The sequence below is a fragment of the Vibrio neptunius genome (genome assembly GCF_000967495.1).
Taxonomy (GTDB): Bacteria; Pseudomonadota; Gammaproteobacteria; order Enterobacterales; family Vibrionaceae; genus Vibrio; species Vibrio neptunius.
On record NZ_JXXU01000015.1, the window covers coordinates 14980 to 40341 of the forward strand.

38 protein-coding genes are annotated in these 25362 nt (G+C 45.8%); 5 read left to right on the top strand and 33 right to left on the bottom strand.

Going from position 1 to position 25362, the window contains the following annotated elements; genetic code table 11:
- Positions 1-8: 8 nt before the first annotated feature.
- The 4 genes from TW84_RS05625 to cobA are packed head-to-tail and all read right to left on the bottom strand — an operon-like array spanning position 9 to position 5021.
- On the bottom strand, positions 9-1733 hold the full coding sequence (locus TW84_RS05625; protein WP_045974713.1) for an SLC13 family permease: 1725 nt from the start codon (positions 1731-1733) through the stop codon (positions 9-11).
- Between the two features lie 23 nt (positions 1734-1756).
- Positions 1757-3169: a sulfate adenylyltransferase subunit CysN gene (gene cysN / locus TW84_RS05630; RefSeq protein WP_045974695.1), complete on the bottom strand. Its 1413-nt coding sequence runs from the start codon at positions 3167-3169 to the stop codon at positions 1757-1759.
- Between the two features lie 18 nt (positions 3170-3187).
- Positions 3188-4120: a sulfate adenylyltransferase subunit CysD gene (gene cysD, locus TW84_RS05635; RefSeq protein ID WP_275041658.1), complete on the bottom strand. Its 933-nt coding sequence runs from the start codon at positions 4118-4120 to the stop codon at positions 3188-3190.
- 34 nt (positions 4121-4154) lie between these two features.
- On the bottom strand, positions 4155-5021 hold the full coding sequence (gene cobA / locus TW84_RS05640) for a uroporphyrinogen-III C-methyltransferase (protein ID WP_045974697.1): 867 nt from the start codon (positions 5019-5021) through the stop codon (positions 4155-4157).
- 261 nt (positions 5022-5282) lie between these two features.
- On the opposite strand from cobA, the gene cpdB reads away from it, so the two are divergent.
- From cpdB to TW84_RS05660, 4 genes are all read left to right on the top strand, one after another.
- Entirely contained in the window at positions 5283-7244 is a 1962-nt protein-coding gene (gene cpdB, locus TW84_RS05645) for a 2',3'-cyclic-nucleotide 2'-phosphodiesterase (RefSeq protein WP_045974698.1), read from the top strand.
- 118 nt (positions 7245-7362) lie between these two features.
- On the top strand, positions 7363-7932 hold the full coding sequence (locus TW84_RS05650) for a Crp/Fnr family transcriptional regulator (RefSeq protein WP_045974699.1): 570 nt from the start codon (positions 7363-7365) through the stop codon (positions 7930-7932).
- Between the two features lie 70 nt (positions 7933-8002).
- On the top strand, positions 8003-8455 hold the full coding sequence (locus TW84_RS05655; RefSeq protein WP_045974700.1) for a GNAT family N-acetyltransferase: 453 nt from the start codon (positions 8003-8005) through the stop codon (positions 8453-8455).
- Positions 8456-8457: 2 nt separating this feature from the next.
- Positions 8458-9321 (top strand): DMT family transporter, encoded by an 864-nt coding sequence (locus TW84_RS05660; protein ID WP_045974701.1) that lies wholly within the window; start codon positions 8458-8460, stop codon positions 9319-9321.
- On the opposite strand, the gene TW84_RS05665 is transcribed toward TW84_RS05660, so the two are convergent.
- Complete coding sequence (locus TW84_RS05665) at positions 9322-9891, bottom strand: LysM-like peptidoglycan-binding domain-containing protein (protein WP_084720192.1); 570 nt, start codon at positions 9889-9891, stop codon at positions 9322-9324. It abuts the gene before it with no gap.
- A gap of 234 nt (positions 9892-10125) precedes the next feature.
- Here TW84_RS05665 and TW84_RS05670 point away from each other — a divergent pair, with 234 nt between their 5' ends.
- Positions 10126-10746: a BamJ family beta-barrel-assembly machinery protein gene (locus TW84_RS05670; RefSeq protein ID WP_045974703.1), complete on the top strand. Its 621-nt coding sequence runs from the start codon at positions 10126-10128 to the stop codon at positions 10744-10746.
- Between the two features lie 572 nt (positions 10747-11318).
- Here the strand turns inward: TW84_RS05670 and rplQ are convergent.
- From rplQ to rpsJ, 28 genes are all read right to left on the bottom strand, one after another.
- Positions 11319-11699, bottom strand: coding sequence for a 50S ribosomal protein L17 (gene rplQ, locus TW84_RS05675; RefSeq protein WP_005383141.1), 381 nt, complete (start codon positions 11697-11699; stop codon positions 11319-11321).
- A 26-nt stretch (positions 11700-11725) separates the two neighbouring features.
- Positions 11726-12718: a DNA-directed RNA polymerase subunit alpha gene (locus tag TW84_RS05680; protein WP_004410407.1), complete on the bottom strand. Its 993-nt coding sequence runs from the start codon at positions 12716-12718 to the stop codon at positions 11726-11728.
- A gap of 24 nt (positions 12719-12742) precedes the next feature.
- The gene (gene rpsD, locus TW84_RS05685) at positions 12743-13363 is read right to left on the bottom strand and encodes a 30S ribosomal protein S4 (RefSeq protein ID WP_045974704.1); all 621 of its coding nucleotides are present in this window, start codon (positions 13361-13363) and stop codon (positions 12743-12745) included.
- Positions 13364-13390: 27 nt separating this feature from the next.
- Positions 13391-13780 carry a 30S ribosomal protein S11 gene (rpsK, locus tag TW84_RS05690; protein ID WP_001118870.1) on the bottom strand — a complete coding sequence of 130 codons (390 nt, stop codon included), beginning with the start codon at positions 13778-13780 and terminating at the stop codon, positions 13391-13393.
- Positions 13781-13798: 18 nt separating this feature from the next.
- Positions 13799-14155 carry a 30S ribosomal protein S13 gene (gene rpsM / locus TW84_RS05695; protein WP_005450559.1) on the bottom strand — a complete coding sequence of 119 codons (357 nt, stop codon included), beginning with the start codon at positions 14153-14155 and terminating at the stop codon, positions 13799-13801.
- 149 nt (positions 14156-14304) lie between these two features.
- Positions 14305-14418 (bottom strand): 50S ribosomal protein L36, encoded by a 114-nt coding sequence (rpmJ, locus tag TW84_RS05700; protein ID WP_000868186.1) that lies wholly within the window; start codon positions 14416-14418, stop codon positions 14305-14307.
- Positions 14419-14445: 27 nt separating this feature from the next.
- Complete coding sequence (gene secY, locus TW84_RS05705; protein WP_045974705.1) at positions 14446-15780, bottom strand: preprotein translocase subunit SecY; 1335 nt, start codon at positions 15778-15780, stop codon at positions 14446-14448.
- A gap of 20 nt (positions 15781-15800) precedes the next feature.
- Entirely contained in the window at positions 15801-16235 is a 435-nt protein-coding gene (gene rplO, locus TW84_RS05710) for a 50S ribosomal protein L15 (RefSeq protein ID WP_006963206.1), read from the bottom strand.
- A gap of 5 nt (positions 16236-16240) precedes the next feature.
- A complete protein-coding gene (rpmD, locus tag TW84_RS05715) occupies positions 16241-16417 on the bottom strand; it encodes a 50S ribosomal protein L30 (protein ID WP_006963207.1) in 177 nt (58 codons plus the stop codon).
- A gap of 7 nt (positions 16418-16424) precedes the next feature.
- A complete protein-coding gene (gene rpsE, locus TW84_RS05720; RefSeq protein ID WP_004745894.1) occupies positions 16425-16928 on the bottom strand; it encodes a 30S ribosomal protein S5 in 504 nt (167 codons plus the stop codon).
- Between the two features lie 14 nt (positions 16929-16942).
- Entirely contained in the window at positions 16943-17296 is a 354-nt protein-coding gene (gene rplR / locus TW84_RS05725) for a 50S ribosomal protein L18 (RefSeq protein ID WP_045974706.1), read from the bottom strand.
- Positions 17297-17305: 9 nt separating this feature from the next.
- A complete protein-coding gene (gene rplF / locus TW84_RS05730) occupies positions 17306-17839 on the bottom strand; it encodes a 50S ribosomal protein L6 (protein WP_045974707.1) in 534 nt (177 codons plus the stop codon).
- A 12-nt stretch (positions 17840-17851) separates the two neighbouring features.
- Positions 17852-18244, bottom strand: coding sequence for a 30S ribosomal protein S8 (rpsH, locus tag TW84_RS05735; protein ID WP_045974708.1), 393 nt, complete (start codon positions 18242-18244; stop codon positions 17852-17854).
- Between the two features lie 29 nt (positions 18245-18273).
- Positions 18274-18579, bottom strand: coding sequence for a 30S ribosomal protein S14 (gene rpsN / locus TW84_RS05740; RefSeq protein ID WP_006963211.1), 306 nt, complete (start codon positions 18577-18579; stop codon positions 18274-18276).
- 17 nt (positions 18580-18596) lie between these two features.
- Positions 18597-19136, bottom strand: a complete 540-nt coding sequence (rplE, locus tag TW84_RS05745) for a 50S ribosomal protein L5 (protein ID WP_045974709.1) — start codon at positions 19134-19136, stop codon at positions 18597-18599.
- A gap of 23 nt (positions 19137-19159) precedes the next feature.
- Positions 19160-19477 (bottom strand): 50S ribosomal protein L24, encoded by a 318-nt coding sequence (gene rplX / locus TW84_RS05750; protein ID WP_045974710.1) that lies wholly within the window; start codon positions 19475-19477, stop codon positions 19160-19162.
- Positions 19478-19490: 13 nt separating this feature from the next.
- Positions 19491-19862 carry a 50S ribosomal protein L14 gene (rplN, locus tag TW84_RS05755; protein ID WP_004745883.1) on the bottom strand — a complete coding sequence of 124 codons (372 nt, stop codon included), beginning with the start codon at positions 19860-19862 and terminating at the stop codon, positions 19491-19493.
- Positions 19863-20026: 164 nt separating this feature from the next.
- Complete coding sequence (gene rpsQ / locus TW84_RS05760; RefSeq protein WP_045974711.1) at positions 20027-20281, bottom strand: 30S ribosomal protein S17; 255 nt, start codon at positions 20279-20281, stop codon at positions 20027-20029.
- A complete protein-coding gene (gene rpmC, locus TW84_RS05765) occupies positions 20281-20472 on the bottom strand; it encodes a 50S ribosomal protein L29 (RefSeq protein ID WP_011078825.1) in 192 nt (63 codons plus the stop codon). Before rpmC ends, rpsQ begins: the two co-directional genes overlap by 1 nt.
- A complete protein-coding gene (gene rplP, locus TW84_RS05770; RefSeq protein WP_004410459.1) occupies positions 20472-20882 on the bottom strand; it encodes a 50S ribosomal protein L16 in 411 nt (136 codons plus the stop codon). Before rplP ends, rpmC begins: the two co-directional genes overlap by 1 nt.
- 11 nt (positions 20883-20893) lie before the next feature.
- Complete coding sequence (gene rpsC / locus TW84_RS05775; protein ID WP_004745879.1) at positions 20894-21592, bottom strand: 30S ribosomal protein S3; 699 nt, start codon at positions 21590-21592, stop codon at positions 20894-20896.
- 19 nt (positions 21593-21611) lie between these two features.
- Positions 21612-21944 carry a 50S ribosomal protein L22 gene (gene rplV, locus TW84_RS05780; RefSeq protein ID WP_006963216.1) on the bottom strand — a complete coding sequence of 111 codons (333 nt, stop codon included), beginning with the start codon at positions 21942-21944 and terminating at the stop codon, positions 21612-21614.
- A 10-nt stretch (positions 21945-21954) separates the two neighbouring features.
- A complete protein-coding gene (gene rpsS, locus TW84_RS05785; RefSeq protein WP_004745876.1) occupies positions 21955-22233 on the bottom strand; it encodes a 30S ribosomal protein S19 in 279 nt (92 codons plus the stop codon).
- A 21-nt stretch (positions 22234-22254) separates the two neighbouring features.
- Positions 22255-23079 (bottom strand): 50S ribosomal protein L2, encoded by an 825-nt coding sequence (gene rplB / locus TW84_RS05790; RefSeq protein ID WP_006963217.1) that lies wholly within the window; start codon positions 23077-23079, stop codon positions 22255-22257.
- Positions 23080-23095: 16 nt separating this feature from the next.
- Positions 23096-23398: a 50S ribosomal protein L23 gene (gene rplW, locus TW84_RS05795; RefSeq protein ID WP_004398471.1), complete on the bottom strand. Its 303-nt coding sequence runs from the start codon at positions 23396-23398 to the stop codon at positions 23096-23098.
- Entirely contained in the window at positions 23395-23997 is a 603-nt protein-coding gene (gene rplD, locus TW84_RS05800) for a 50S ribosomal protein L4 (RefSeq protein ID WP_004745875.1), read from the bottom strand. The genes rplW and rplD overlap by 4 nt, the downstream gene beginning before the upstream one ends.
- 17 nt (positions 23998-24014) lie before the next feature.
- Complete coding sequence (rplC, locus tag TW84_RS05805; protein ID WP_006963219.1) at positions 24015-24644, bottom strand: 50S ribosomal protein L3; 630 nt, start codon at positions 24642-24644, stop codon at positions 24015-24017.
- 14 nt (positions 24645-24658) lie between these two features.
- Positions 24659-24970 (bottom strand): 30S ribosomal protein S10, encoded by a 312-nt coding sequence (rpsJ, locus tag TW84_RS05810; protein ID WP_001181007.1) that lies wholly within the window; start codon positions 24968-24970, stop codon positions 24659-24661.
- Between the last annotated feature and the right edge of the window lie 392 nt (positions 24971-25362).

A 25362-nucleotide genomic window follows, 5' to 3' on the forward strand; every position in this document is an offset into this window, starting at 1 on the left:
CTCTGTCCTTAAAACGGGAAAAATTGAGGAATCAAAGCCAATACCAACACCGAGTAAACGATGGAGACTGGGATGCCGACTCTGATGTAATCCGCGAGCTTATAATTACCTACACTGTATACAAGTAAGTTGGTCTGGTAACCATAAGGTGAAATAAAACTGGCGCTGGCACCAAATAGCACCGCCATAATGAATGGCATAGGATCGACGCCATACCCAATAGCCATACTGTAGCCCAGTGGAAACGCAAGCGCAGCAGCAGCATTATTGGTCACTAGTTCAGTCAGTATTAGCGTAAATAGATAAGTCGCGACCAAAGCCCCAAACGCTCCCCAGCCATTAAATGTCTCCATAAACATCTCGCCCAATGTGGCAGATAAGCCAGAAGACATCATCAATTGTGCAATGGTTAGAGCAGAGCCCACAATGACGATGATGTCGACAGGGAAACGACGTCTAAGCTCCCCCATCTGAATCACACCGAAAAAAATCGCGGCTAGAAGAAAAATCGACAGACCTTTAATCAATGGAAAAACATTCAGCAATGCGGCTCCAATCACTCCTACAAATCCAAGTAAAACCAAACTTGATTTATTCTCATCAAGACGAGCACTCGAATCCAAGTCATTGACCAAAACAAATTCTTTGCGATGTGCCTTGCGCTCCTGCTCAAAACGCTTGCCTGGCACCAAGACTAAGGTGTCACCTGCGTTGAGCTCTATGCTGCCCAACCCACCCTGCAGCCTTTCATGGCCGCGACGTATTGCGACCACCACCGCATCAAAGCGGTCACGAAAATGAATCGACTTGAGGGTATTATTACAGAAGCTAGCCGAAGAGCTCACTACCACTTCAACAAAACTCTGACCATTTAGGTGGTGTTGACCGAACAGTGTCAGCCCTTGAATTTCCTGAAGTGTTGCAACGCTTTCAATATCACCACAGAACAATAAGCGATCTTTAGACTGTAAAACAAAATCCGGTTCCACCGATGGCATGGTTTTACCACCACGTACCACTTCAGCTAGAAACAGTTTTCTCAATGCACGCAGGTTGTTCTCACTGATGCTTTTCCCCACTAAAGGCGAGCCTGGCTCTACAATCGCTTCAAGAAAATAGGGCAACTCTTCCTGCTGATGCTCTTCATAACTAGGAAGTAAATAGCTGAGCGGGATCAAGACCAATAGTCCACCTAGCAGTACGGACAACCCGATCATAGTTGGAGTAAAAAAGCCAAGACTCGGCAGTCCAGCATCTTCTACAAAGCTATTGATGATCAAGTTGGTTGAAGTACCGATCAAGGTCAATGTGCCGCCTAGGATCGCAGTGTAAGAGAGTGGAATAAGTAGCTTAGAGGGTGCATGAGCTTGATTCCGCTTGATAGCACCGATAAGAGAGACAACCACTGCGGTATTATTAGTGAACGACGACAGAAATGCCGTCGACAAACCCAGTTTGGCCACGACTGCACCAAGCTTACCCGTCGATAATGAACGACTGACCCAACTAATCAATCTGGTTTTTTCCAACGCGCTAGAGGCAAGGATCAACAAAACCAGCGTTAACAAAGACGAATTGGTAAAGTTAGTGGCAACATCGCCAATCTCAATCATCCCAGCAAGAAAAGCAATAAACGCTCCTCCTGCAAATATGAAACTTGGCTTAATTCGTGTTGTAATCAGGCACGTAATAATACCCAACAACACAGCCAGCACGAATCCTTGCTGCCACATCATGCTTTACTTGCTCCGCTCGGTTAGATTTTTGCATCCCACTCAGGGAAGTGTTTAAGAATCAGCGCTTTTAGCTCAGTTTCAAAAGCACCCATGCGCTCTTGAGGAGAACGTTGACGTTCCGCCAGAGCATCACGCACCAAACCCGCACCTACCGTCACGTTGGTCAAGCGATCGATGATGATAAAGCCACCGGTATCCTGTACTGCATCGTAACTGTCGATGGCTACTGACTCATTCAATGTCCACTCACACAAACCAATACCGTTCAGAGGTAGCTCTTCTGCCTTGTGCATAGACAAGTTGTTGATGTCATACTGATGGCGAATGGCTTCAACACGACCCACTGTCTTCTTGCCCGCAATCTTCACATCATAATCGCGGCCGGCCTGTAATGGCTGCTCTGTCATCCACACCACATCAGCAAGCAGTCGGTTACTTGACTCAACTTGCGCATTCTCAAGTACAATCAAATCACCACGGCTGATATCGATCTCATCTTCTAATGTTAGTGTCACCGCTAGGCCCGCTTGAGCTTGCTCGATATCACCATCAAAAGTCACAATGCGCGCCACTTGCGAACTCTTACCTGAAGGCAAAGCTTTGATACGGTCACCCACTTTGACATTTCCTGAGGAAATCGTGCCGGCAAATCCACGGAAGTCGAGGTTTGGACGATTCACATATTGAACAGGGAAACGGAAATCACCTTCTTCTTTGACCTGATCCACATCGACGTTTTCTAGAAGTTCAAGTAGCGATGGTCCTTCAAACCAGCTAAGTTTCTCGCTCGCTTCTACCACGTTGTCGCCCTCAAGAGCAGACAGCGGAATGATCTGAATATCCGTTTCACCCTGAAGGTTTTCTGCAAACGATAGATATTCGTCACGGATCTCTTCAAAGCGTTGCTGTGAGTACTCAACCAGATCCATTTTGTTTACTGCTACCACGAAATGCTTAAGGCCCAGCAGGTTTGAGATGAAAGAGTGACGGCGAGTTTGATCCAGCACGCCTTTGCGTGCATCAATCAAGATCACTGCGAGATCACAGGTCGATGCCCCTGTCGCCATATTGCGCGTATACTGCTCGTGACCTGGAGTATCAGCAATGATGAACTTACGTTTCTGAGTTGAGAAGTAACGGTAAGCCACATCAATAGTGATCCCTTGTTCTCGCTCTGCCTGAAGTCCATCAACAAGCAGCGCAAGGTCTGGACGCGCTCCAGTGGTACCAACGCGTTGGCTATCGTTATGAACGGCTGCTAATTGATCTTCATAAATTTGCTTAGAGTCATGCAGTAAGCGACCGATCAAAGTACTTTTACCATCATCTACTGAACCGCAAGTGAGGAATCTAAGTAGTGATTTGTATTGGTGTTGTTTTAGGTATCCTTCAATACCAAGCTCTTCAAGCTGAGCTTCAACTGCGCTATTCATCTTCTTTATCCTCAATCCTTAGAAGTAACCTTGGCGTTTCTTAAGTTCCATCGATCCTGACTGATCATGGTCGATCGCTCTACCTTGTCGTTCACTGGACGTCGCCACCAACATCTCTTCAATAATGCCCGTGAGCGTATTGGCTTCAGACTCAATCGCACCAGTCAGTGGGTAACAACCAAGTGTTCTGAAACGAACGCTTTTCTCTTCGATTTTTTCACCTGGCTGAAGCTCCATACGATCATCATCCACCATGATCAGCATGCCATCGCGCTCAACAACTGGGCGCTTATCGGCTAGGTAAAGTGGCACAATCTCAATGTTCTCTAGGTAGATGTATTGCCAGATATCTAGCTCAGTCCAGTTTGAAAGTGGGAAGACACGAATGCTCTCACCTTTGTTGATTTGGCCATTGTAAGTACGCCATAACTCAGGGCGTTGGTTCTTTGGATCCCATGTATGGTTCTTGTCACGGAAAGAGTAAACTCGCTCTTTCGCACGAGATTTCTCTTCATCACGGCGTGCACCACCAAAAGCCGCATCAAAACCATACTTGTCCAAAGCTTGTTTGAGGCCCTGAGTTTTCATGATGTCAGTATGCTTAGAAGAGCCATGGGTAAAAGGGCTACATCCCATCGCAAGGCCTTCTGGGTTCTTATGAACCAAAAGCTCAAAACCGTATTTTTCTGCGGTTTTATCGCGGAATGTGATCATCTCCTTGAACTTCCAGTCGGTATCAACATGAAGTAAAGGGAACGGTATCTTACCTGGGTAAAAAGCCTTACGAGCGAGATGCAGCATGACTGAGGAGTCTTTACCGATAGAGTACATCATCACTGGATTATCAAACTCCGCGGCAACTTCGCGGATAATGTGAATACTTTCCGCTTCAAGCTGCTTGAGATGGGTTAAACGTTCTTGGTCCATGTTAGTGCTTCCTTTGCGGCTCACTGAGAGCGTCTGACAAATTCAAAATAAATAGGTATTACGCGAATTGGCGCTGTTGTAATGGTTCTTGCTGTGTGCCAAACCACGTTAATTTTTCTGACAAAGACACCACTTCCCCAATCACAATCAGTGACGGTGACTCAGCGTCTTTAGCAAGGGTCGCCAGCTGTGATAGCTGACCTTTAAAAACCTTCTGACAGGATTGTGTTCCGCGTTCGATGATCGCAATTGGAGTCTCTGGGGAACGGCCATGCTCAATCAACTGACCTTGAATGTATTCCGACTTCATTAGCCCCATGTAAATCACCAAAGTCTGGTTGCCACGGGCGAGCGTTGACCAGTCCATTTGGTCACTTTCAGCTTTAAGGTGACCTGTAATAAACATCGCTGTTTGTGCATAATCGCGGTGTGTAAGTGGTATACCTGCATAGGCAGTTGCACCAGAAGCGGCAGTAATACCAGGCACAACATGAAATGAAACGCCTGCATCTGCCAAAACTTCCAGCTCTTCGCCACCACGACCAAAGATAAATGGATCACCACCTTTAATACGTACAACACGGTGTCCTCTTTGAGCAAAGTCCACCAGTAGCTGATTGGTTTTGTCTTGGGGAACACTATGATGACCCGCTCGCTTGCCGACACAAACCAAGATCGTATCGCTTGGTACCAGTGCCATGATTTCATCGGAGACTAAATAGTCGTAAAGTACGACATCCGCCTGCTGTAAAAACCGAAGCGCTTTGATGGTCAGCAATTCAAGATCACCAGGACCAGCACCAATTAGAGCCACTTCGCCAGAGTTCAATACACTCTTACCAATACTCACGGTAGCAGAAGGCTGTGCTTGCGCGGCTCGTGGGTTGTGAAGTGGGAACTTAGAAATTGTATCCTTACTCGCCATCATGTTGTTCCTTTCCTGTCGTTGAAAGCATTATGGCGCTCTAGTTATATTACCTGAAATTCTAAAATTTCATTTTTTATACCTTTTCATGATAAGGGCTAAATGCGATGTAAATAACCGTTGAACTTAGATGAGATCTGCTAAGCAGAACGGCATAAAGTAATCGCCCTATGTCACACTTTGCTACTGAGTAAAATATTCGTTGCACATCGTTTTGATACATTATGCAGCGTCTCACAATAACGCTATCGGAGCTTAAAAATGAAAGTCGCAGTGAACCCCCTTTCGATTGCTGTACTTGGTGGCCTGCTAACTATGGCTGGCCCTACTATGGCTGAAACGATCAAGTTACGTATCGTAGAAACCACGGATATTCACACTAACGTCATGGACTACGACTACTACAAAGATAAACCGACCCAGAAGATAGGACTGACTCGTACAGCCACACTAGTGAAGCAAGCTCAGGCTGAAGTAGAAAACAGTGTGCTGGTTGATAACGGTGACCTCATCCAAGGCAGTCCTATGGGTGACTACATGGCAGACAAAGGCATCAAGCCAGGTGAAGTACATCCTGTATACAAAGCCATGAACCAACTTAACTACGATGTGGGTAACATCGGTAACCACGAGTTCAACTATGGCCTAGAGTTCTTGGCTGAAACTATCAACGATGCTGACTTCCCATACATTAGCGCTAACGTGTTCGACAAGAAAACCGGCGAACACTACTTCAAGCCATACATTATTAAGTCCCACACATTTAAAGATATTGATGGTAAAGAACACCAAATCAAAGTCGGCTACATCGGCTTCGTTCCACCACAAATCATGGTATGGGATAAGAAAAACCTTGAAGGTAAGGTGTTTGCAAAAGACATCAAAGAGACAGCAGAACAGCTTGTCCCTCAGATGAAAAAAGAAGGCGCTGATGTCATCGTTGCCATTCCGCACTCTGGCGTAGCATCTGACCCTTACAAAGTAGGTGCAGAAAACTCAACCTACTACTTATCAGAAGTCAAAGGCATTGATGCAATCGCCTTTGGTCACTCACATGCGGTCTTCCCGGGTAAAGGTTTCGACAACATCCAAGGAGTCGATAACCAAAAAGGTACCATTAACGGCGTCGCTTCGGTTATGCCTGGACGTTGGGGTAGCCACGTCGGTGTTATCGACCTAGAATTGAAACAACAAGATGGCAAGTGGTCAGTTGTGAAAGGTGAGGCAGAAGCCCGTCCTATCTACGATAAAATGGCTAAGAAGTCTCTTGCCAAAGCCGATCCTGACATGGTTAAAGCGCTAGAAACAGACCATAAAGGTACCCGCGATTTCGTTAACCAACCAATCGGTAAAGCAAACGACGTGATGTACAGCTTCCTAGCTCTTGTACAGGATGACCCAACCGTACAAATCGTTAACCTTGCACAGAAAGATTACGTTGAACGCTTTATTCAAGGCGACCCTGATCTGTCAGATATTCCAGTCCTTTCTGCAGCCGCTCCATTCAAAGCTGGTGGTCGTAAGAACGATCCCGCAAACTTTACTGAAGTCGAATCTGGTCAGTTGACGTTCCGTAATGCAGCAGACCTTTACCTTTACCCGAACACGCTTGTCGCAATGAAGGTCAAGGGTAAAGAAGTGAAAGAATGGCTGGAGTGTACTGCTGGCCAATTCCAACAGATTGATGTTAACAGCACTGCACCACAGCAGCTGATCGACTGGGATGGCTTCCGTACTTATAACTTCGATGTCATTGACGGTGTTGAATACCAAATTGATGTAACTCAGCCAGCCAAATATGATGGTGACTGTAAGCAGATCAATGAAGGGGCTGAACGTATTGTTGGTTTGACTTACCAAGGTAAGCCAATCGATATGGAACAAGATTTCCTGATCGCTACCAATAATTACCGTGCCTACAGCAACAAGTTCCCAGGTACTGGCAGCGAATTTGTAGCGTTTGATTCTCCAGACGAAAACCGTTCTGTTATTGCGTCTTACATCAGTCGAGTAAGTAAAGAGAAAGGCGAAGTAACACCAAGCGCAGACAACAACTGGACATTCGCGCCAATTAAGTCTGAAAACAAACTGGACATCCGTTTTGAAACCTCACCAAGTGAGAAAGCTGCGGCCTTCATTGAGAAGAAAGGCCAATACCCGATGAAACATGTCGCAACAGACGATGTGGGCTTCGCGGTTTATCAGATAGATCTGCAAAAGTAAGCGTATGATATTGCTTTCAAGCCGCGATTTTTATCGCGGTTTTTTTTCATCAGAAGTTAGCGAATCGCACTTGATCGGTTAGAATTCTAAGCATGTTTTAGTTGATGATACAAAGTTCATGCAGCCCACCGAACGCTTTATGGAACAGCTCCAAGCCACAGGCTTCAACCACGATGAGATAGACCAATTACTTGATTCTTCCCAACTTATTGAGCTCCCAACTCGACATATATTGCTTCATCAAGGCCAGCTAGCTGACGAGATCTTTTTCCTCATCGAAGGGATCTGCCACTCAGCCTATCTCACTGATAAAGGTAAAGAATTCAGCAAGGAGTTTTACTGGGAACACGACTGGATCATCGGCTTTGAAAGTTTAATCAAGCAGCAACCGTCACCCTACCTGCTCGAATCTCTGACCTCTTGCGTCCTCTTCTCGCTTCCAGTCGAAACGCTTCGTCAATGGCGCAGTCAAAAACATAGCGTGTATCTCAAGCTGCTAGAAACTCAGTTGATGTACAAAGAGAACAAAGAACGCTTTATGTTGTTATATACTCCAGAAGAACGTTATGAACTCTTCTGCAAGCACTATCCGCACTTACCTGAAAGACTGACTGACTATCAGATAGCCGCGTATCTAGGTATTACACCGATTAGCCTAAGCCGAATTAAAAAGCGAATGCAAAGTTAACATTTGTTAATGCTGCCTAATTTCATCACTGTTAACTTAGCTCTACCTAACAACGAAACCGAGTAACGCTATGATCACCTGGCAACTTTTACCTTTTGACCAATTGTCTGTCCATCAGCTCTACCAGCTTCTCAAACTGCGTGTTGATGTATTTGTCGTCGAACAAACCTGCCCCTACCCTGAGTTGGATGGCAAGGATAACTTAGAGAACGTGTATCATTTAATGGGTTACAAAGACGACGAACTGGTTGCTTGCGCACGACTTCTGCCACAAGACGCTAGCTACCCTTCGGTCAGCATTGGTCGAGTGGCTACCCAGCAAACTCACCGCGGTGACGGGTTAGGCCATCAATTGCTCGAACAAGCTCTGTTAGAATGCGATAAGCTCTGGCCGGGACAAGATATTGAGATTGGTGCTCAGGAGCATCTGGAAACATACTATAATCGCCATGGTTTTCAACGTACCTCAGAGATGTACCTAGAGGACAACATTCCGCACATCGACATGAAATTTAGTCGTTAACTGTGGGTAAGCTTTCTCCTCAAGCCATAGCGCTGTGGCTACTCATTGCTGGTAATCTAGCGGCATCACTATCAGATGTGATGGTCAAATTACTCGACGGCAATGTGAGCCCGTTTCAGTACATTTTTATTCGTCAGTTAATCTCAGTTGCGGTGATCTACCCTTTATGGAGAAAAGAAGCACGAACAAAACGTCAGCTACATTCACCCAGTCTCAACATCTTTCGCGCTCATCTCGTTCTAATTGGTAGTGGCTGCATGGTGGTAGCCATCACTCATATGACATTAGCCAGTGCAAATGCCGTATTCTACGCTGCCCCTTTATTGATGCTGCCCATTTCAATGTTGATGATAGGAGAAAAACCTTCTCGTTCCAAAATGATCGGCACATTATTGGGTTTTGTTGGCGTACTGATTGTACTCAGACCTTCTCAATTTCATTGGGCCGCTCTTTTTGCTCTCGGTACTGCAATTACTCTGGCGTTGTTTAATGTTTCAGCGCGTAAACTACCCGCTCAACAATCGATGATCAGCACTTTATTTTGGACCTCGCTACTCTCCCTTCCTGTTGCAGGCATTCTAGCCGCTTGGTCTTGGCAAGCAATCAGCGCCTCCCAATTGGGATTCATCGCCGCCGGTGCACTGCTGATTCTTATTTATAATGGGCTGGCGGTTTTAGCTTATCGGAAAGCGCCAGCTGGAGAGATAGGCTTAGCAGAGTATTCTGGATTAGTGTTTGTCACTCTGTTTGGAGTTTGGTGGTTTAATGAAATTCCTGATTGGATTACCGCTCTTGGTATCACGCTAATCATCGCTCCTTTATTACCCATAAGACGACGATTTCGACGGCATGTCGTGAGCAGTTAACTACTTACTGCGTCCAAATCCACCATCTGATAAACGGAAGAACATCACTGACGTTGAACGTTTTTCAAGCTGGAGAATATCTAACCTACCATCATCCGCGAGCTTAAAACGTACAAGCTGACCAGCTTTGATGTGGCTGAGTGGCTTATCGTTACCTTCAACGCGTACCAAGGCGTTTAAGTCAGCCATCGCTAAATCGTTATGACGAAACACTTGAGCGAGTGTGTCACCTTTTTTGACTGTGTATTCTTGCCATACTTCAGACTTCAAGTTTTCTTGTTCTTGGGAAGGCTGCTCGCTCAAACCTGTTGTATTTATGTCAACTTGCACACGCTGCTGAACTAGTGGCTCTGCTTGTTGCTGAACACTTGTAGACTCCGCGCTAGGGAAGATAATTAAAAGAAAAACAACAGGGACTAGGACCATAAGAGCACGTCGGTGGAGTATAGGTAAGCCAGACCAAGCGCGCTTTGCTTGATCAACGAGCCCTTTCCAATCCACCTGTGAGATTTTTTGCTGCATTATCTCAACATAATCTACCTGCTTGGCTTTCTTCTTTCTACGATTCACTATGCTAGGTCTCCCAAAATCCATGGCTACAAGTATAAAAACGAAGCGCACTCTAGTATAGGAGTTTTCAATGTGTTAAGTGATGTTCAGGTCAAATTTGCCAACCTCAGCTTAAAAGTAAGACGTGAATCTCACATTGTGATACTTGTTGTTGCATCCAAGCACGACCATTTCATCCCAACACTAATACTGGTATCCTGTCCCACCTAAATACATCAAAAGTAGAGAGACATCATGTCTGAAGTTAAATTTGAAACTGTAGAACAAAAAGCAAGCTATGGCATTGGTCTACAGATGGGTCAGCAACTGGCGGGATCTGGTCTAGAGGGCCTTAGCGTTGATGCAATCGCAGCGGGTATTGCTACAGCGCTAGTGGGCGACATGCCAGCTATTGAAATCGACGAAATCAACTCTGCACTTCAAGATCTACACCAACGCGCAGAATCTGCTCGTCAGGAATCAGCGAAAGCAGCGGCTGCTGACGGTGAAGCGTTCCTAAAAGACAACGCACTTCGCCCTGAAGTAACGGTTCTTGAGTCAGGCCTACAGTACGAAGTTATCACAGAAGGTACTGGTGAAATCCCGACAGCAGATACGCAAGTTCGTGTTCACTACCATGGTGAGCTGACTGACGGCACTGTATTCGACAGCTCAGTATCTCGCGGTCAACCAGCAGAGTTCCCAGTAACTGGCGTAATCAAAGGCTGGGTTGAAGCACTTCAACTAATGCCTGTTGGTTCTAAGTGGAAACTATACATTCCTCAAGACCTAGCATACGGTGAGCGTGGCGCAGGTGCAGCGATTCCTCCGTTCGCAGCACTAGTATTTGAAGTAGAACTACTAGACATTCTGTAATTCGATACGAATCTAATATTGTTTGTAAAGCGACGCATAGCGTCGCTTTTTTTGTCTACATTGGGTGTGTTTCGCTTTACCCTTAAAAAATCACTATGGCTAAAGCCCCAAGATTATTCCCAATAAACCTTGCAACGAACTTCCCAAGTTACTCGTTTCTCAACCAAGGAAAAGGAACCCTAACTCGAACACGTTAACTAGCGTTATTAGCCAAAAGCTATCGAACACGCAAAGTCAATCAGCGCTAACTGACCCACTAACCCACTATCTTGCGTACAGCGATCAATGAACAAGCGCTATATCGGGTTTGTCGAGTTTGCCTCCACTAAATGGAATAGCCGATCAAATAGAATCCCTGAGTGCAGTAAAGGATATTTTCACCAAGATAGGTCTAGATACATCAATAAGCGGTCAATTCACGCCAATCCATTAAAATACTTATCAGGACAAAGTACTAGCTCAGGGCTAATGACATATATTGAAGAGTTATGGAAAGAATAATAACAGTGCAACAAACAGTAGGTACAAAAAAGCCGAGCTAATGCTCGGCTTTTTCGTTCTTACGAACCTGATTACTCAGCAGCTTCTTCAGCAGCTGGGCGATCTACAAGCTCAATGTAAGCCATTGGAGCTTTATCACCAGCACGGAAACCAGCTTTTAGGATACGAGTGTAACCGCCCTGACGAGCAGCAAAACGTGGACCTAGTTCGTTAAATAGTTTTGCAACTACTTCGTTGTCACGAGTACGTGCAAATGCTAGACGACGGTTAGCAACGCTGTCAGTCTTAGCTAGTGTAATCAAAGGCTCAACTACGCGACGTAGCTCTTTAGCTTTTGGCAAAGTAGTCTTGATAACTTCATGACGTACTAGAGAGCTAGCCATGTTGCTGAACATCGCTTTGCGATGTGAGCTATTGCGGTTGAGTTGACGACCACTCTTACGATGGCGCATGACCTAATCCTTCTAACTAGTATCGATTAATCTTCAGCGATAGACGCTGGTGGCCAGTTTTCTAGGCGCATACCCAGAGACAGACCACGTGATGCAAGTACGTCTTTAATCTCAGTAAGAGATTTTTTACCAAGGTTAGGCGTTTTAAGTAGCTCAACCTCAGTGCGCTGTACAAGATCACCGATGTAGTGAATCGCTTCTGCTTTCAAACAGTTAGCAGAGCGAACTGTTAGTTCAAGATCGTCTACAGGACGCAGTAGGATCGGATCGAATTCTGGCTTCTCTTCCTTCTCCTCAGGTACACGTACATCACGTAGATCTACGAACGCATCCAATTGCTCAGCTAGGATAGTAGCTGCGCGACGGATAGCTTCCTCAGGGTCTAGAGTACCGTTCGTTTCCATGTCGATAACAAGCTTGTCTAAGTCTGTACGCTGCTCTACACGAGCTGCTTCTACAGAATAAGCAATCTTATCTACTGGGCTGTACGTAGCGTCAACCAGTAGGCGACCAATAGGACGCTCATCTTCTTCAGTATGGATACGAGCTGAAGCTGGAACGTAACCACGACCACGTTCAACTTTGATACGCATAGCGATCTCAGCGTTGTCATCTGTTAGGTGACAAATAACGTGTTCTGGGTTAGCGATCTCTACATCACCATCATGGGTGATGTCACCTGCAACCACAGGGCCCGAGCCTGATTTGTTAAGCGTAATAAACACTTCATCTTTGCCTTCGGCAACGCGTACAGCCAAACCTTTAAGGTTTAGAAGAATTTCAAGAATATCTTCCTGAACACCTTCTTTTGTACTGTATTCGTGTAGAACGCCCTCAATCTCCACTTCTGTTACTGCACAACCTGGCATAGAAGATAGAAGAATGCGGCGAAGTGCATTACCTAGAGTGTGACCAAAGCCACGCTCTAATGGCTCAAGAGTTACTTTTGCGTGTGTCGTGCTAACTTGTTCGATGTCAACAAGACGTGGCTTAAGAAATTCTGTTACAGAACCCTGCATTGTGTCCTCTCTTTAGTTTAAACCTTACTTAGAGTAAAGTTCGACGATCAGTTGTTCGTTGATGTCAGCAGATAGATCTGAACGCTCAGGCATACGCTTGAACGTACCTTCCATCTTACCACCATCTACTTCAATCCAAGTTGGTTTTTCGCGTTGTTCAGCAACTTCTAGAGCTGCTTTAATGCGAGATTGCTGTTTCGCTTTCTCACGGATAGAAACAACGTCGTTAGCCGCAACTTTGAAAGAAGGAACGTTTACAACTTTACCGTTAACTAGGATAGCTTTGTGGCTAACTAGCTGACGTGCTTCTGCGCGAGTTGCACCAAAGCCCATACGGTAAACTACGTTATCAAGACGACCTTCAAGAAGCTGAAGTAGGTTTTCACCAGTGTTGCCTTTAAGGCGAGCAGCATCTTTGTAGTAGTTACGGAATTGTTTTTCTAGAACGCCGTACATACGACGAACTTTTTGCTTCTCACGAAGCTGAACGCCATACTCAGATAGACGACCGCGACGAGCGCCGTGTACACCTGGTGCGTTATCAATTTTACACTTGGTATCGATCGCGCGAACACCAGACTTAAGGAATAAGTCAGTGCCTTCACGACGGCTAAGCTTCAGCTTAGGACCCAAATATCTTGCCATGATCTTTCTCCAGTAATCTAAAAAACGTTATACGCGACGTTTCTTAGGTGGACGACAACCGTTATGAGGGATTGGTGTAGCATCAACGATGTTTGTGATGCGGAAACCAGCAGCGTTCAGTGCACGAACAGTAGATTCGCGACCTGGACCAGGACCCTTAACCATAACTTCCAAGTTCTTTAGACCGTATTCTTTAGCCATTTCAGCACAACGCTCAGCAGCAACCTGTGCAGCGAACGGAGTAGACTTACGAGAACCACGGAAACCTGAACCACCTGCAGTAGCCCAAGCTAGAGCGTTACCCTGACGGTCAGTGATGGTTACGATTGTGTTATTGAAAGAAGCATGGATGTGCGCAACGCCATCTGCAACTTGCTTGCGTACGCGCTTACGAGCGCGAGTTGGTTGTTTAGCCATTGTACTCTACCTTCCCGATTATTTCTTGATCGGCTTACGCGGACCCTTACGGGTGCGAGCGTTGGTTTTAGTACGCTGTCCACGTAGTGGTAGACTGCGACGATGACGAAGACCACGGTAACAGCCAAGGTCCATAAGACGCTTGATGTTCATTGATACTTCACGACGTAGATCACCTTCTACAGTGTACTTAGCTACACCATCACGCAGTTGATCGATCTGCTCTTCAGTTAGTTCACTGATCTTAACATCTTCAGCAATACCCACTTCAGCTAGGATAGCTTGAGAGCGAGTTTTACCGATACCGTAGATCGCTGTTAGAGCGATTACGGCATGTTTCTGATCAGGAATGTTAATGCCTGCTATACGGGCCATTATTCACTCCTAAGTGTTTCTATAAAAGAATTAGCCGCAGCAAAGCCCGTTATGGATACGCTGCGGAATACTACTTCTTTTGCACGCAAAAGGTAGGCCGAGGAATATACTCGACGCTACCTTATATTTCAAGTAAAAATTTCTGCTAATTAGCCTTGGCGCTGCTTGTGCTTTGGCTCACTGCAAATCACGCGAACAACACCGTTACGCTTGATAACTTTACAGTTACGGCAGATTTTTTTAACGGAAGCACGAACTTTCATTGCTAAACTCCGTAAATGAAACCTAAATTAACGGCCATAGCCCTTTAGGTTTGCCTTTTTCAACACAGAATCATACTGTTGAGACATCAGATGAGTCTGTACCTGTGCCATAAAGTCCATAATTACAACGACTACGATAAGTAGCGATGTACCGCCGAAGTAGAAACGTACGTTCCACGCGACCATCATGAACTCCGGAATCAGACAGATAAAGGTAATGTAAAGCGCACCAGCTAGGGTTAAACGCGTCATTACTTTATCGATATATTTCGCTGTCTGCTCACCTGGGCGGATGCCGGGTACGAATGCACCGGACTTCTTCAGGTTATCTGCTGTTTCACGCGGGTTGAATACCAACGCCGTGTAGAAGAAACAGAAGAAAATAATTGCTGCAGCATAAAGCATTACATACAGAGGTTGACCTGGGCTCAGAGCCAAAGACACGTCAGTTAACCAACCAAGCGTGCTGCTCTCACCGTTTTGACCAAACCACTGCGCCAATGTTCCTGGGAACAAAATAATGCTTGACGCAAAGATTGCTGGAATTACACCTGCCATATTAATTTTAAGTGGCAAATGAGTGCTTTGCGCAGCAAAAACTTTACGACCCTGTTGACGCTTCGCGTAGTTAACAACGATTCGACGTTGACCACGCTCCATGAAAACAACGAAGTAAATTACTGCAAAAGCAAGTACAACAATCAACAGCAGAAGAAGTACATGCAATTCACCTTGACGCGCTTGCTCGATTGTTTGACCGATTGCAGAAGGCAATCCAGCAACAATACCTGCAAAAATCAATAACGAAATACCGTTACCAATACCACGCTCTGTAATTTGTTCACCTAACCACATCAAGAACATGGTGCCGGTTACTAAACTTACGGTAGCAATTAGCGTAAACATGGTTTGGTTGATAACAACCAGATTGTCGACCATGTTTGGTAAGCCAGTTGCAATACCAATAGCCTGGAATGTTGCAAGTACAAGCGTGCCGTAGCGTGTATATTGGCTGATCTTACGACGGCCTGCTTCACCCTCTTTTTTGAGTTCAGCTAACGCTGGATGAACTACAGTTAGCAGTTGGACAACAATAGATGCCGAAATATACGGCATGATGCCCAACGCTAATATAGATGCACGCTCAAGAGCACCACCGGAGAACATGTTAAACATTTCAACGATGGTACCTTTTTGCTGTTCGAACAAATCGGCAAGTACAGCAGCGTCAATACCAGGAATCGGCACAAAAGAGCCTGCTCGGAATACTAAAAGTGCACCAATTACGAATAACAAGCGCGACTTCAGTTCACTTAAGCCGCTCTGAGCACTACGAAAATCTTGTCCTGGTTTCTTAGCCATCTGTACCTCGTTCCTCGAGATTATTCCTCGATTTTACCGCCTGCAGCTTCGATTGCAGCTTTAGCGCCTTTAGTCACACGTAGACCTTTAACAGTCACTGCTTTGTTAATTTCACCAGATAGAACAACTTTTACAAATTCGATGTTCTTAGTGATAACGTTAGCAGCTTTAAGGCTGTTTAGGTCAACGACGTCACCAGTAACTTTCGCTAGCTCAGCTAGACGAACTTCAGCAGACACTAGGCTCTTACGAGAAGTGAAGCCGAATTTTGGTAGACGTTGTTTCAGAGGCATTTGACCGCCTTCGAAACCTGGACGTACTGAACCGCCAGAACGTGACTTTTGACCTTTGTGGCCACGGCCACCGGTTTTACCAAGGCCAGAACCGATACCACGACCTACGCGCTTCGCAGAAGGCTTAGAACCCGCAGCCGGTGATAGAGTATTCAAACGCATTCTGATTACTCCTCAACTTTAACCATGTAGAAAACCTTGTTGATCATGCCGCGTACACACGGAGTATCTTCAAGTTCTACAGTATGGTTGATTTTACGAAGGCCTAAACCTTTAAGACACGCTTTGTGCTTAGGTAGGCGACCGATTGAGCTTTTAGTCTGAGTAACTTTAATAGTTGCCATGGTGTTCTTACTCCGAAATAGATTCAACAGTTAGACCACGTTTAGCAGCAACCATTTCTGGCGACTTCATGCTACCTAGCGCATCGATCGTAGCACGAACGATGTTGATAGGGTTCGTAGAACCGTATGCTTTAGATAGTACGTTGTGTACACCTGCTACTTCTAGTACTGCACGCATCGCACCACCTGCGATTACACCCGTACCTTCTGCAGCTGGCTGCATGTAAACTTTAGAGCCCGAATGACGACCTTTCACCGGGTGGTGAAGAGTGCCTTCGTTTAAAGCGATCGTCGTCATATTGCGACGCGCTTTTTCCATTGCTTTTTGGATCGCTGCAGGTACTTCACGTGCTTTGCCGTAACCGAAACCTACACGACCGTTACCGTCACCAACTACAGTTAGTGCAGTAAAGCTCATGATTCGACCACCTTTAACCGTTTTTGAAACACGGTTAACTGCGATTAGCTTTTCTTGCAAATCATTCGCTTGAACTTGTTGTTCTTTAGCCATCTTCCAACCCTACCTTAGAATTTCAGACCAGCTTCGCGAGCAGATTCTGCTAGCGCCGCCACTCGACCGTGGTATTGGAAACCAGAACGATCAAATGCAACTGAATCAACGCCTTTTTCAAGAGCGCGCTCAGCAACAGCTTTACCTACTGCTTTAGCTGCATCGATGTTACCAGTGTTCTTAATTTGCTCACGGATCGCTTTTTCTACAGTAGAAGCTGCTGCGATAACCTCAGAGCCGTTTGATGCGATAACCTGAGCGTACACGTGACGAGGAGTACGGTGTACTACTAGGCGAGTTGCACCCAGTTCTGCAATCTTACGACGTGCGCGTGTAGCACGACGGATGCGAGATGCTTTCTTATCCATAGTGTTACCTTACTTCTTCTTAGCTTCTTTAGTACGCACATTTTCATCTGCGTAACGAACACCTTTACCTTTATAAGGCTCAGGCTCACGGTAAGAACGAATGTCAGCCGCAACCTGACCAACAAGTTGTTTGTCACAACCAGTGATCACGATTTCAGTTTGGCTTGGACATTCAGCTTTAATACCCGCTGGCAATTCATGCTCAACTGGGTGAGAGAAGCCAAGTGTTAGGCCTACAGCGTTGCCTTTGATAGCAGCACGGTAACCTACACCCTTAAGAGTTAGCTTCTTAGTAAAGCCTTCAGTAACGCCAACAACCATGTTGTTAACTAGAGCGCGAGCAGTACCTGCTTGTGCCCATGCATTAGCAACACCTTCGCGTGGACCGAAAGTAAGATTGTTTTCTTCCTGAGCAACAACTACCGCATCGTTAAGAACGCGAGATAGTTCGCCTTTAGCACCTTTTACAGTGATTTCTTGGCCGTTTAGTTTCACCTCTACGCCAGCTGGAATAGCGACAGGTGCTTTAGCAACACGAGACATAGTCTACTCCTATTAAGCTACGTAGCAGATGATTTCACCACCAAGACCTGCTTTACGTGCAGCGCGGTCTGACATAAGACCCTTGGAAGTTGAAACGATAGCAACACCAAGACCACCCATTACAGAAGGAAGTTCATCTTTCTTCTTGTAAACACGTAGACCTGGACGAGAAACACGTTTAAGTTGCTCGATTACCGGTTTAGCTTGGAAGTACTTAAGTGTAACTTCTAGCTCAGGTTTAGCTTCGCCTTCTACAGCGAAATCAGTGATGTAACCTTCAGCTTTTAGTAGTGCAGCAATTGCAACTTTAAGCTTTGAAGAAGGCATTTTAACAGCAACTTTGTTTGCTGCCTGACCGTTACGAACGCGGGTCAGCATATCCGAAATCGGATCTTGCATGCTCATATGATTTACTCCAAATGATTAAGTGGCAATTACCAGCTAGCCTTACGAAGTCCAGGAATCTCGCCTTTCATGCAAGCTTCACGAACTTTGATACGGCTTAGACCGAACTTACGTAGGTAACCGTGTGGACGACCAGTCTGGTTACAACGGTTGCGCTGACGAGATGCACTTGAATCACGTGGAAGAGATTGCAATTTAAGAACTGCGTTCCAACGATCTTCTTCAGATGCGTTTACATCGCTGATGATAGCTTTAAGCGCAGCACGCTTTTCAGCGAACTTAGCTACTAGCTTCGCACGTTTTGCTTCACGTGCTTTCATTGAATTTTTAGCCATAACAGTAACCCTTCACCTTACTTACGGAATGGGAAGTTAAAGGCAGCCAGCAGAGCACGGCCTTCCTCATCAGTAGCAGCAGACGTCGTAATAGTGATGTCTAGACCGCGTACTCGATCAACTTTATCAAAGTCGATTTCCGGGAAGATGATTTGCTCGCGAACGCCCATGCTGTAGTTACCGCGTCCGTCAAAAGACTTAGCGCTAACACCACGGAAGTCACGTACACGTGGAAGAGCGATGTTAATTAAACGCTCAAGAAAATCCCACATACGTTCGCCACGCAAGGTTACTTTACAACCGATAGGGTAGCCTTCGCGGATTTTGAAACCTGCAACAGATTTACGCGCTTTAGTGATAAGTGGCTTTTGACCAGAGATCGTTGCCATATCAGCAGCTGCGTTTTCCAGCAGTTTCTTATCGTTGATTGCTTCACCAACACCCATGTTTAGGGTGATTTTCTCGATTCTAGGGACTTGCATGACGCTTGTGTAGCTGAACTCTTTGGTCAGTTCAGCGACTACAGACGACTTGTAGTAATCATGCAGTTTCGCCATAGTAGAACTCCAAATTACTTCTATTAGTTAGAAACGATTTCGTTGTTAGATTTAAAGAAACGAACTTTCTTACCATCTTCAAAACGGAAACCGATACGGTCAGCTTTACCAGTAGCTGAGTTAAAGATTGCAACGTTAGAAGCATCAATAGCTGCTTCTTGCTCAACGATGCCACCTTGTTGACCTAGAGCCGGAACCGGCTTTTGGTGCTTCTTAACAAGGTTGATACCTTCAACAATAACTTTACCAGTTGCTAGAACCTTAGTTACTTTACCTTTCTTGCCTTTGTCTTTACCAGCAAGAACGATTACTTCGTCGTTACGACGGATTTTAGCTGCCATTTCTACGTGCTCCTTACAGAACTTCTGGAGCCAGTGAAACGATCTTCATGAACTTATCGCCACGAAGTTCACGTGTCACAGGGCCAAAGATACGTGTACCGATTGGTTGCTCAGTGTTGTCGTTCAACAATACGCAAGCATTACGGTCGAAGCGAATGACAGAACCGTCTGGACGACGTACGCCTTTACGGGTGCGCACTACTACCGCCTTCAGAACGTCACCTTTTTTAACTTTACCGCGAGGAATTGCTTCCTTAACAGTAACTTTGATGACGTCACCGATATGTGCATAACGGCGGTGTGAGCCACCCAGGACCTTAATACACATTACCTTGCGCGCGCCAGAGTTATCAGCTGCGTCAAGTGTACTTTGCATTTGGATCATTGTTAGTGCTCCGCTAAATATTAATAACTAGACCCATCACGGGTCGGGCTGCCTCTTTAAAAGGGACGCGAATTGTACCACCCTTTTCTGTGATTGGGTAGTCAAAAAATAAACGGCCCCAAAATAATTTTGGAGCCGTTTTTTTGTTTATAGATAAGTGAAGATTACATCTTCGCCTTTTCTACAACTTTTACCAAAGTCCAAGACTTAGTCTTAGACAGTGGACGACACTCACGAATCTCAACAGTATCGCCTAGGCCACACTCGTTGTTCTCGTCATGTGCGTGAACTTTAGTCGTGCGCTTTACGAACTTGCCGTAAATTGGGTGTTTAACCATGCGCTCGATAGCAACAGTGATAGACTTATCAGCCTTGTTGCTAACTACACGACCAAATGAAGTACGAATTTTGTCGCTCATTATGCGCCTGCCTTCTCAGTCAATACGGTTTTCACACGTGCGATATCACGACGTACAGCTTTCAGAGTATGAGTTTGCTGTAGCTGACCAGTTGCAGCTTGCATGCGCAAGTTGAACTGTTCGCGTAGCAAATTCAGTAGCTCAGAGTTAAGCTCTTCAACGCTTTTTTCGCGTAGATCTTGTGCTTTCATCACATCACCTGCTTAGTTACAAACGTAGTTTTGAATGGCAGTTTACGCGCCGCTAGACGGAACGCTTCACGAGCCAATTCTTCAGGTACACCACCCATTTCGTACATAACCTTACCAGGTTGGATTTGGGCTACCCAGTACTCAACGTTACCTTTACCCTTACCCTGACGAACTTCAAGTGGTTTTTCTGTGATAGGCTTGTCTGGGAACACACGGATCCAGATTTTACCTTGACGCTTAACGTGACGTGTCATTGCACGACGTGCCGCTTCGATTTGACGAGCAGTTAGACGGCCACGGCCAGTTGCTTTAAGACCGAATTCGCCGAAGCTTACATCAGTACCTTTAGCTAGACCACGGTTACGACCTGTCTGAACCTTACGGAACTTAGTACGTTTAGGTTGTAGCATCTGTCGACTCCTTACTTACGGCCTTTGCGCTGCTTCTTAGGCTTGTCGCCTTTAGGCTCTACAGCGTTAGCTGCTGGCATACCGCCTAGGATCTCACCTTTGAAGATCCAAACTTTAATGCCGATCACACCGTATTGAGTGTGAGCCGAAGAAGTTGCGTAATCAATGTCAGCACGTAGAGTGTGTAGAGGCACACGACCTTCACGGTACCACTCTGAACGTGCAATTTCAGCGCCGCCTAGACGACCGCTTACTTCTACTTTGATGCCTTTAGCACCTAGACGCATAGCGTTTTGTACCGCGCGCTTCATAGCACGACGGAACATAACACGACGCTCTAGCTGAGACGCGATGCTGTCACCAACAAGTTGCGCATCTAGTTCAGGTTTACGTACTTCAGCGATGTTAATTTGCGCTGGTACACCTGCAATTTTAGCTACTGCTGTGCGTAGCTTCTCAACGTCTTCACCTTTCTTACCGATTACAACGCCTGGACGAGCAGTGTGAATTGTCACACGGATGCTCTTAGCAGGACGCTCGATAACGATGCGTGATAGAGACGCTTTTTTCAGTTCACTTGTAAGGAACTGACGTACCTTGAAGTCGCCGTCTAGGTTGTCAGCGAAATCTTTGGTGTTAGCAAACCATGTAGCATTCCAAGGCTTAACGATGCCAAGACGAATACCATTTGGATGTACTTTCTGACCCATTGCTTACTCTCCTAGTCTCTTAGCGATCTGCTACAACAACAGTGATGTGGCTTGAACGCTTCAAGATACGATCCGCACGACCTTTAGCACGAGGCATAATACGCTTCATGATAGGGCCTTCATCTACGAAGATCTTTGCGACACTTAGATCGTCAATATCTGCACCTTCGTTGTGCTCCGCGTTCGCGATAGCTGACTCAAGAACTTTCTTAACTAGATCAGCAGCTTTTTTGTTGCTGAAAGTTAGGATTTCTAGAGCTTGGTCAACTGATTTACCACGGATTTGATCCGCAACTAAGCGAGCTTTCTGAGGCGAAATGCGAGCAAAGTTATGTTTAGCTAGTGCTTCCATCATCTACTCCTTAACGCTTCTTAGCTTTCTTATCCACGACGTGGCCGCGGTAAGTACGAGTTGGTGCAAATTCACCCAGTTTGTGACCGATCATTTCTTCGGTAACGAAAACTGGTACGTGCTGACGACCATTATGGACAGCGATGGTCAAACCGATCATCGTAGGGATGATCATTGAACGACGGGACCAAGTCTTAATAGGCTTTTTGTCTCCGCTTTCCACCGCTTTCTCTACCTTCTTCAGCAAGTGTAGGTCAATAAATGGACCTTTCTTGAGAGAACGTGGCATGGCGATTCCTCTTTATATAGATTACTTGTTACGACGACGTACGATGTACTTGTCAGTGCGTTTGTTCTTACGAGTCTTGAAGCCTTTAGTTGGCTGACCCCATGGTGAAACTGGGTGACGACCACCAGAAGTACGGCCTTCACCACCACCGTGTGGGTGGTCTACTGGGTTCATCACAACACCACGAACGGTTGGACGAACACCACGCCAGCGGCTAGCACCAGCTTTACCAAGTTCACGTAGCATGTGCTCAGAGTTACCAACTTCACCGATTGTTGCACGGCCTTCAGAAAGTACTTTGCGCATTTCGCCAGAACGTAGACGGATAGTTACGTATGCACCGTCGCGAGCAACGATTTGAGCATATGCACCAGCCGAACGAGCTAGCTGACCACCTTTACCAGGCTTAAGTTCAACGTTGTGTACAGTTGAACCTACTGGGATGTTACGCATTGGAAGTGCGTTACCAGCTTTGATTGGCGCGTCTGCACCAGACTGGATAGCATCACCAGCTTGAACACCTTTAGGTGCTAGGATGTAACGACGCTCACCGTCTGCGTACAGAACTAGAGCGATGTTAGCGCTACGGTTTGGATCGTATTCTAGACGCTCAACTTTCGCTGGGATACCGTCTTTAGTACGTTTAAAATCAATTACACGGTAGTGGTGCTTGTGACCACCGCCGATGTGACGTACTGTAATACGACCGTTGTTGTTACGACCACCGTTCTTAGAGTTTTTCTCTAGAAGAGGTGCGTATGGCTTGCCCTTGTGTAGGTCAGCGTTAACAACTTTAACAACGTGACGACGACCAGGGGAAGTCGGCTTACATTTAACAATAGCCATTTCTCAACTACTCCTGTTATTCCGCGCCGCCAACGAAGTCAAGATCTTGACCTTCTTTCAAAGTAACGTACGCTTTCTTAACGTCGCTGCGGCGACCTTGGCGTAGACCTTGACGTTTGGTCTTACCCTTAGTAATAAGAGTATTTACAGACTTAACTTCAACTTCAAATAGCTTTTCTACAGCTGCTTTGATCTCTTTTTTAGTAGCATCTTTAGCTACTTTGAAAACGATAGTGTTCGCTTTCTCAGCTGCCATAGTTGCTTTTTCAGAGATGTGCGGAGCACGTAGAACTTTTAGGATACGCTCTTCAGTGATCATGCTAGCATCTCCTCAACTTGCTTAACTGCGTCAGCAGTAATTACAACCTTGTCGAACGCGATTAGCGATACTGGGTCGATACCAGCAACGTCACGTGCGTCAACTTTGTATAGGTTACGAGCAGCTAGGAATAGATTCTCATCTACTTCGCTAGTCACGATAAGCGCGTCAGTTAGCTCAAGCTCTTTAAGCTTAGCTACAAGCTCTTTAGTCTTTGGTGCTTCTACTGAGAAGTTATCAACAACGATTAAACGCTCTTGACGAACAAGCTCAGAAAGAATGCTCTTCATAGCACCACGGTACATTTTTTTGTTTACTTTTTGGCTGTGATCTTGTGGTTTCGCAGCAAAAGTAACACCACCTGTACGCCAGATTGGGCTACGGATTGTACCAGCACGCGCACGGCCAGTACCTTTTTGACGCCATGGCTTAGCGCCACCGCCAGAAACTTCTGAACGTGTTTTTTGAGCACGAGTACCTTGACGAGCACCTGCTGCGTACGCAACAACTACTTGGTGTACAAGAGCTTCGTTAAACTCACGTCCGAAAGTAGTTTCGGAAACAGTTAGTGCATCAGCACCTTTAACCATTAGTTCCATTACTTACTCCTGAGACGTTATGCTTTAACAGCTGGTTTAACGATCACGTTACCGCCAGTTGCGCCTGGGACTGCACCTTTAATAAGAAGCAGGTTGCGCTCAGCGTCAACACGTACGATCTCTAGGTTTTGAGTCGTTACACGCTCAGCACCCATGTGACCTGCCATTTTCTTGCCTTTAAATACGCGACCTGGAGTCTGACATTGACCGATAGAACCAGGAGCACGGTGAGACAATGAGTTACCGTGAGTCATATCTTGAGTAGAGAAGTTCCAACGCTTAACAGCGCCTTGGAAGCCTTTACCTTTAGATGTACCAGTAACGTCTACTTTCTTAGTTTCGTTGAACAGTTCAACCGTTAGTTCAGCACCAACTTCAAACTCTTCACCGTTTTCCAAACGGAATTCCCAAAGACCGCGACCAGCTTCAACACCTGCTTTAGCAAAGTGGCCAGCTTCTGGCTTAGAAACACGGTTAGCTTTCTTAGCACCAGTAGTTACCTGGATTGCTGCGTAGCCGTCAGTCTCAAGTGTACGAACTTGAGAAACACGGTTAGCTTCAACCTCAACAACTGTTACTGGGATAGAAACGCCTTCTTCAGTAAATACGCGGGTCATGCCCACTTTACGACCGATTAGACCAATCATTCTTCTAATCTCCCTTAACCTAGGCTAATTTGTACGTCAACGCCCGCAGCAAGGTCTAGACGCATCAGTGCATCAACAGTTTTGTCTGTTGGCTCAACGATGTCGATTAGACGTTTGTGAGTACGGATTTCGTACTGATCACGAGCATCTTTGTTAACGTGTGGAGAGATAAGAACTGTGAAACGCTCTTTACGAGTAGGCAGTGGGATTGGACCACGAACCTGTGCGCCAGTGCGCTTAGCTGTTTCAACGATTTCCGCTGTAGAAGCATCGATTAGTTTGTAATCGAAAGCTTTTAGGCGGATACGGATACGTTGGTTCTGCATGAGACAGAGCTCCAATATTAAAAATTACACAAACAATATCGCCACTCACACTCGCAAAAGCGAGAGAATGCCGATTGATTTATGTGAAACCGTAACTTCCAAGATTAGGAAGTATTGTCAGTTAATTTTCGATTAACTACCCCTACATACCAGAATCACGTCTGGGGATAGTTATTCCGAAGAATAAGTAGCTAATTGTATTAACCGCGAACATAAGCTGAGTCTACATTACCTGAAATATCATAGAGATAAATCAGCTCCTCTTCGCTCATTGGTTCACAACTGGCTTAACCAGTGCGCTGCATTATACAGATCACAGTTTGACATGCAAGCGCTGTGTGAAAAATAAACGCATAAGAGGAAATGGGGAGTTGGGATGCGGGATGCGGGAT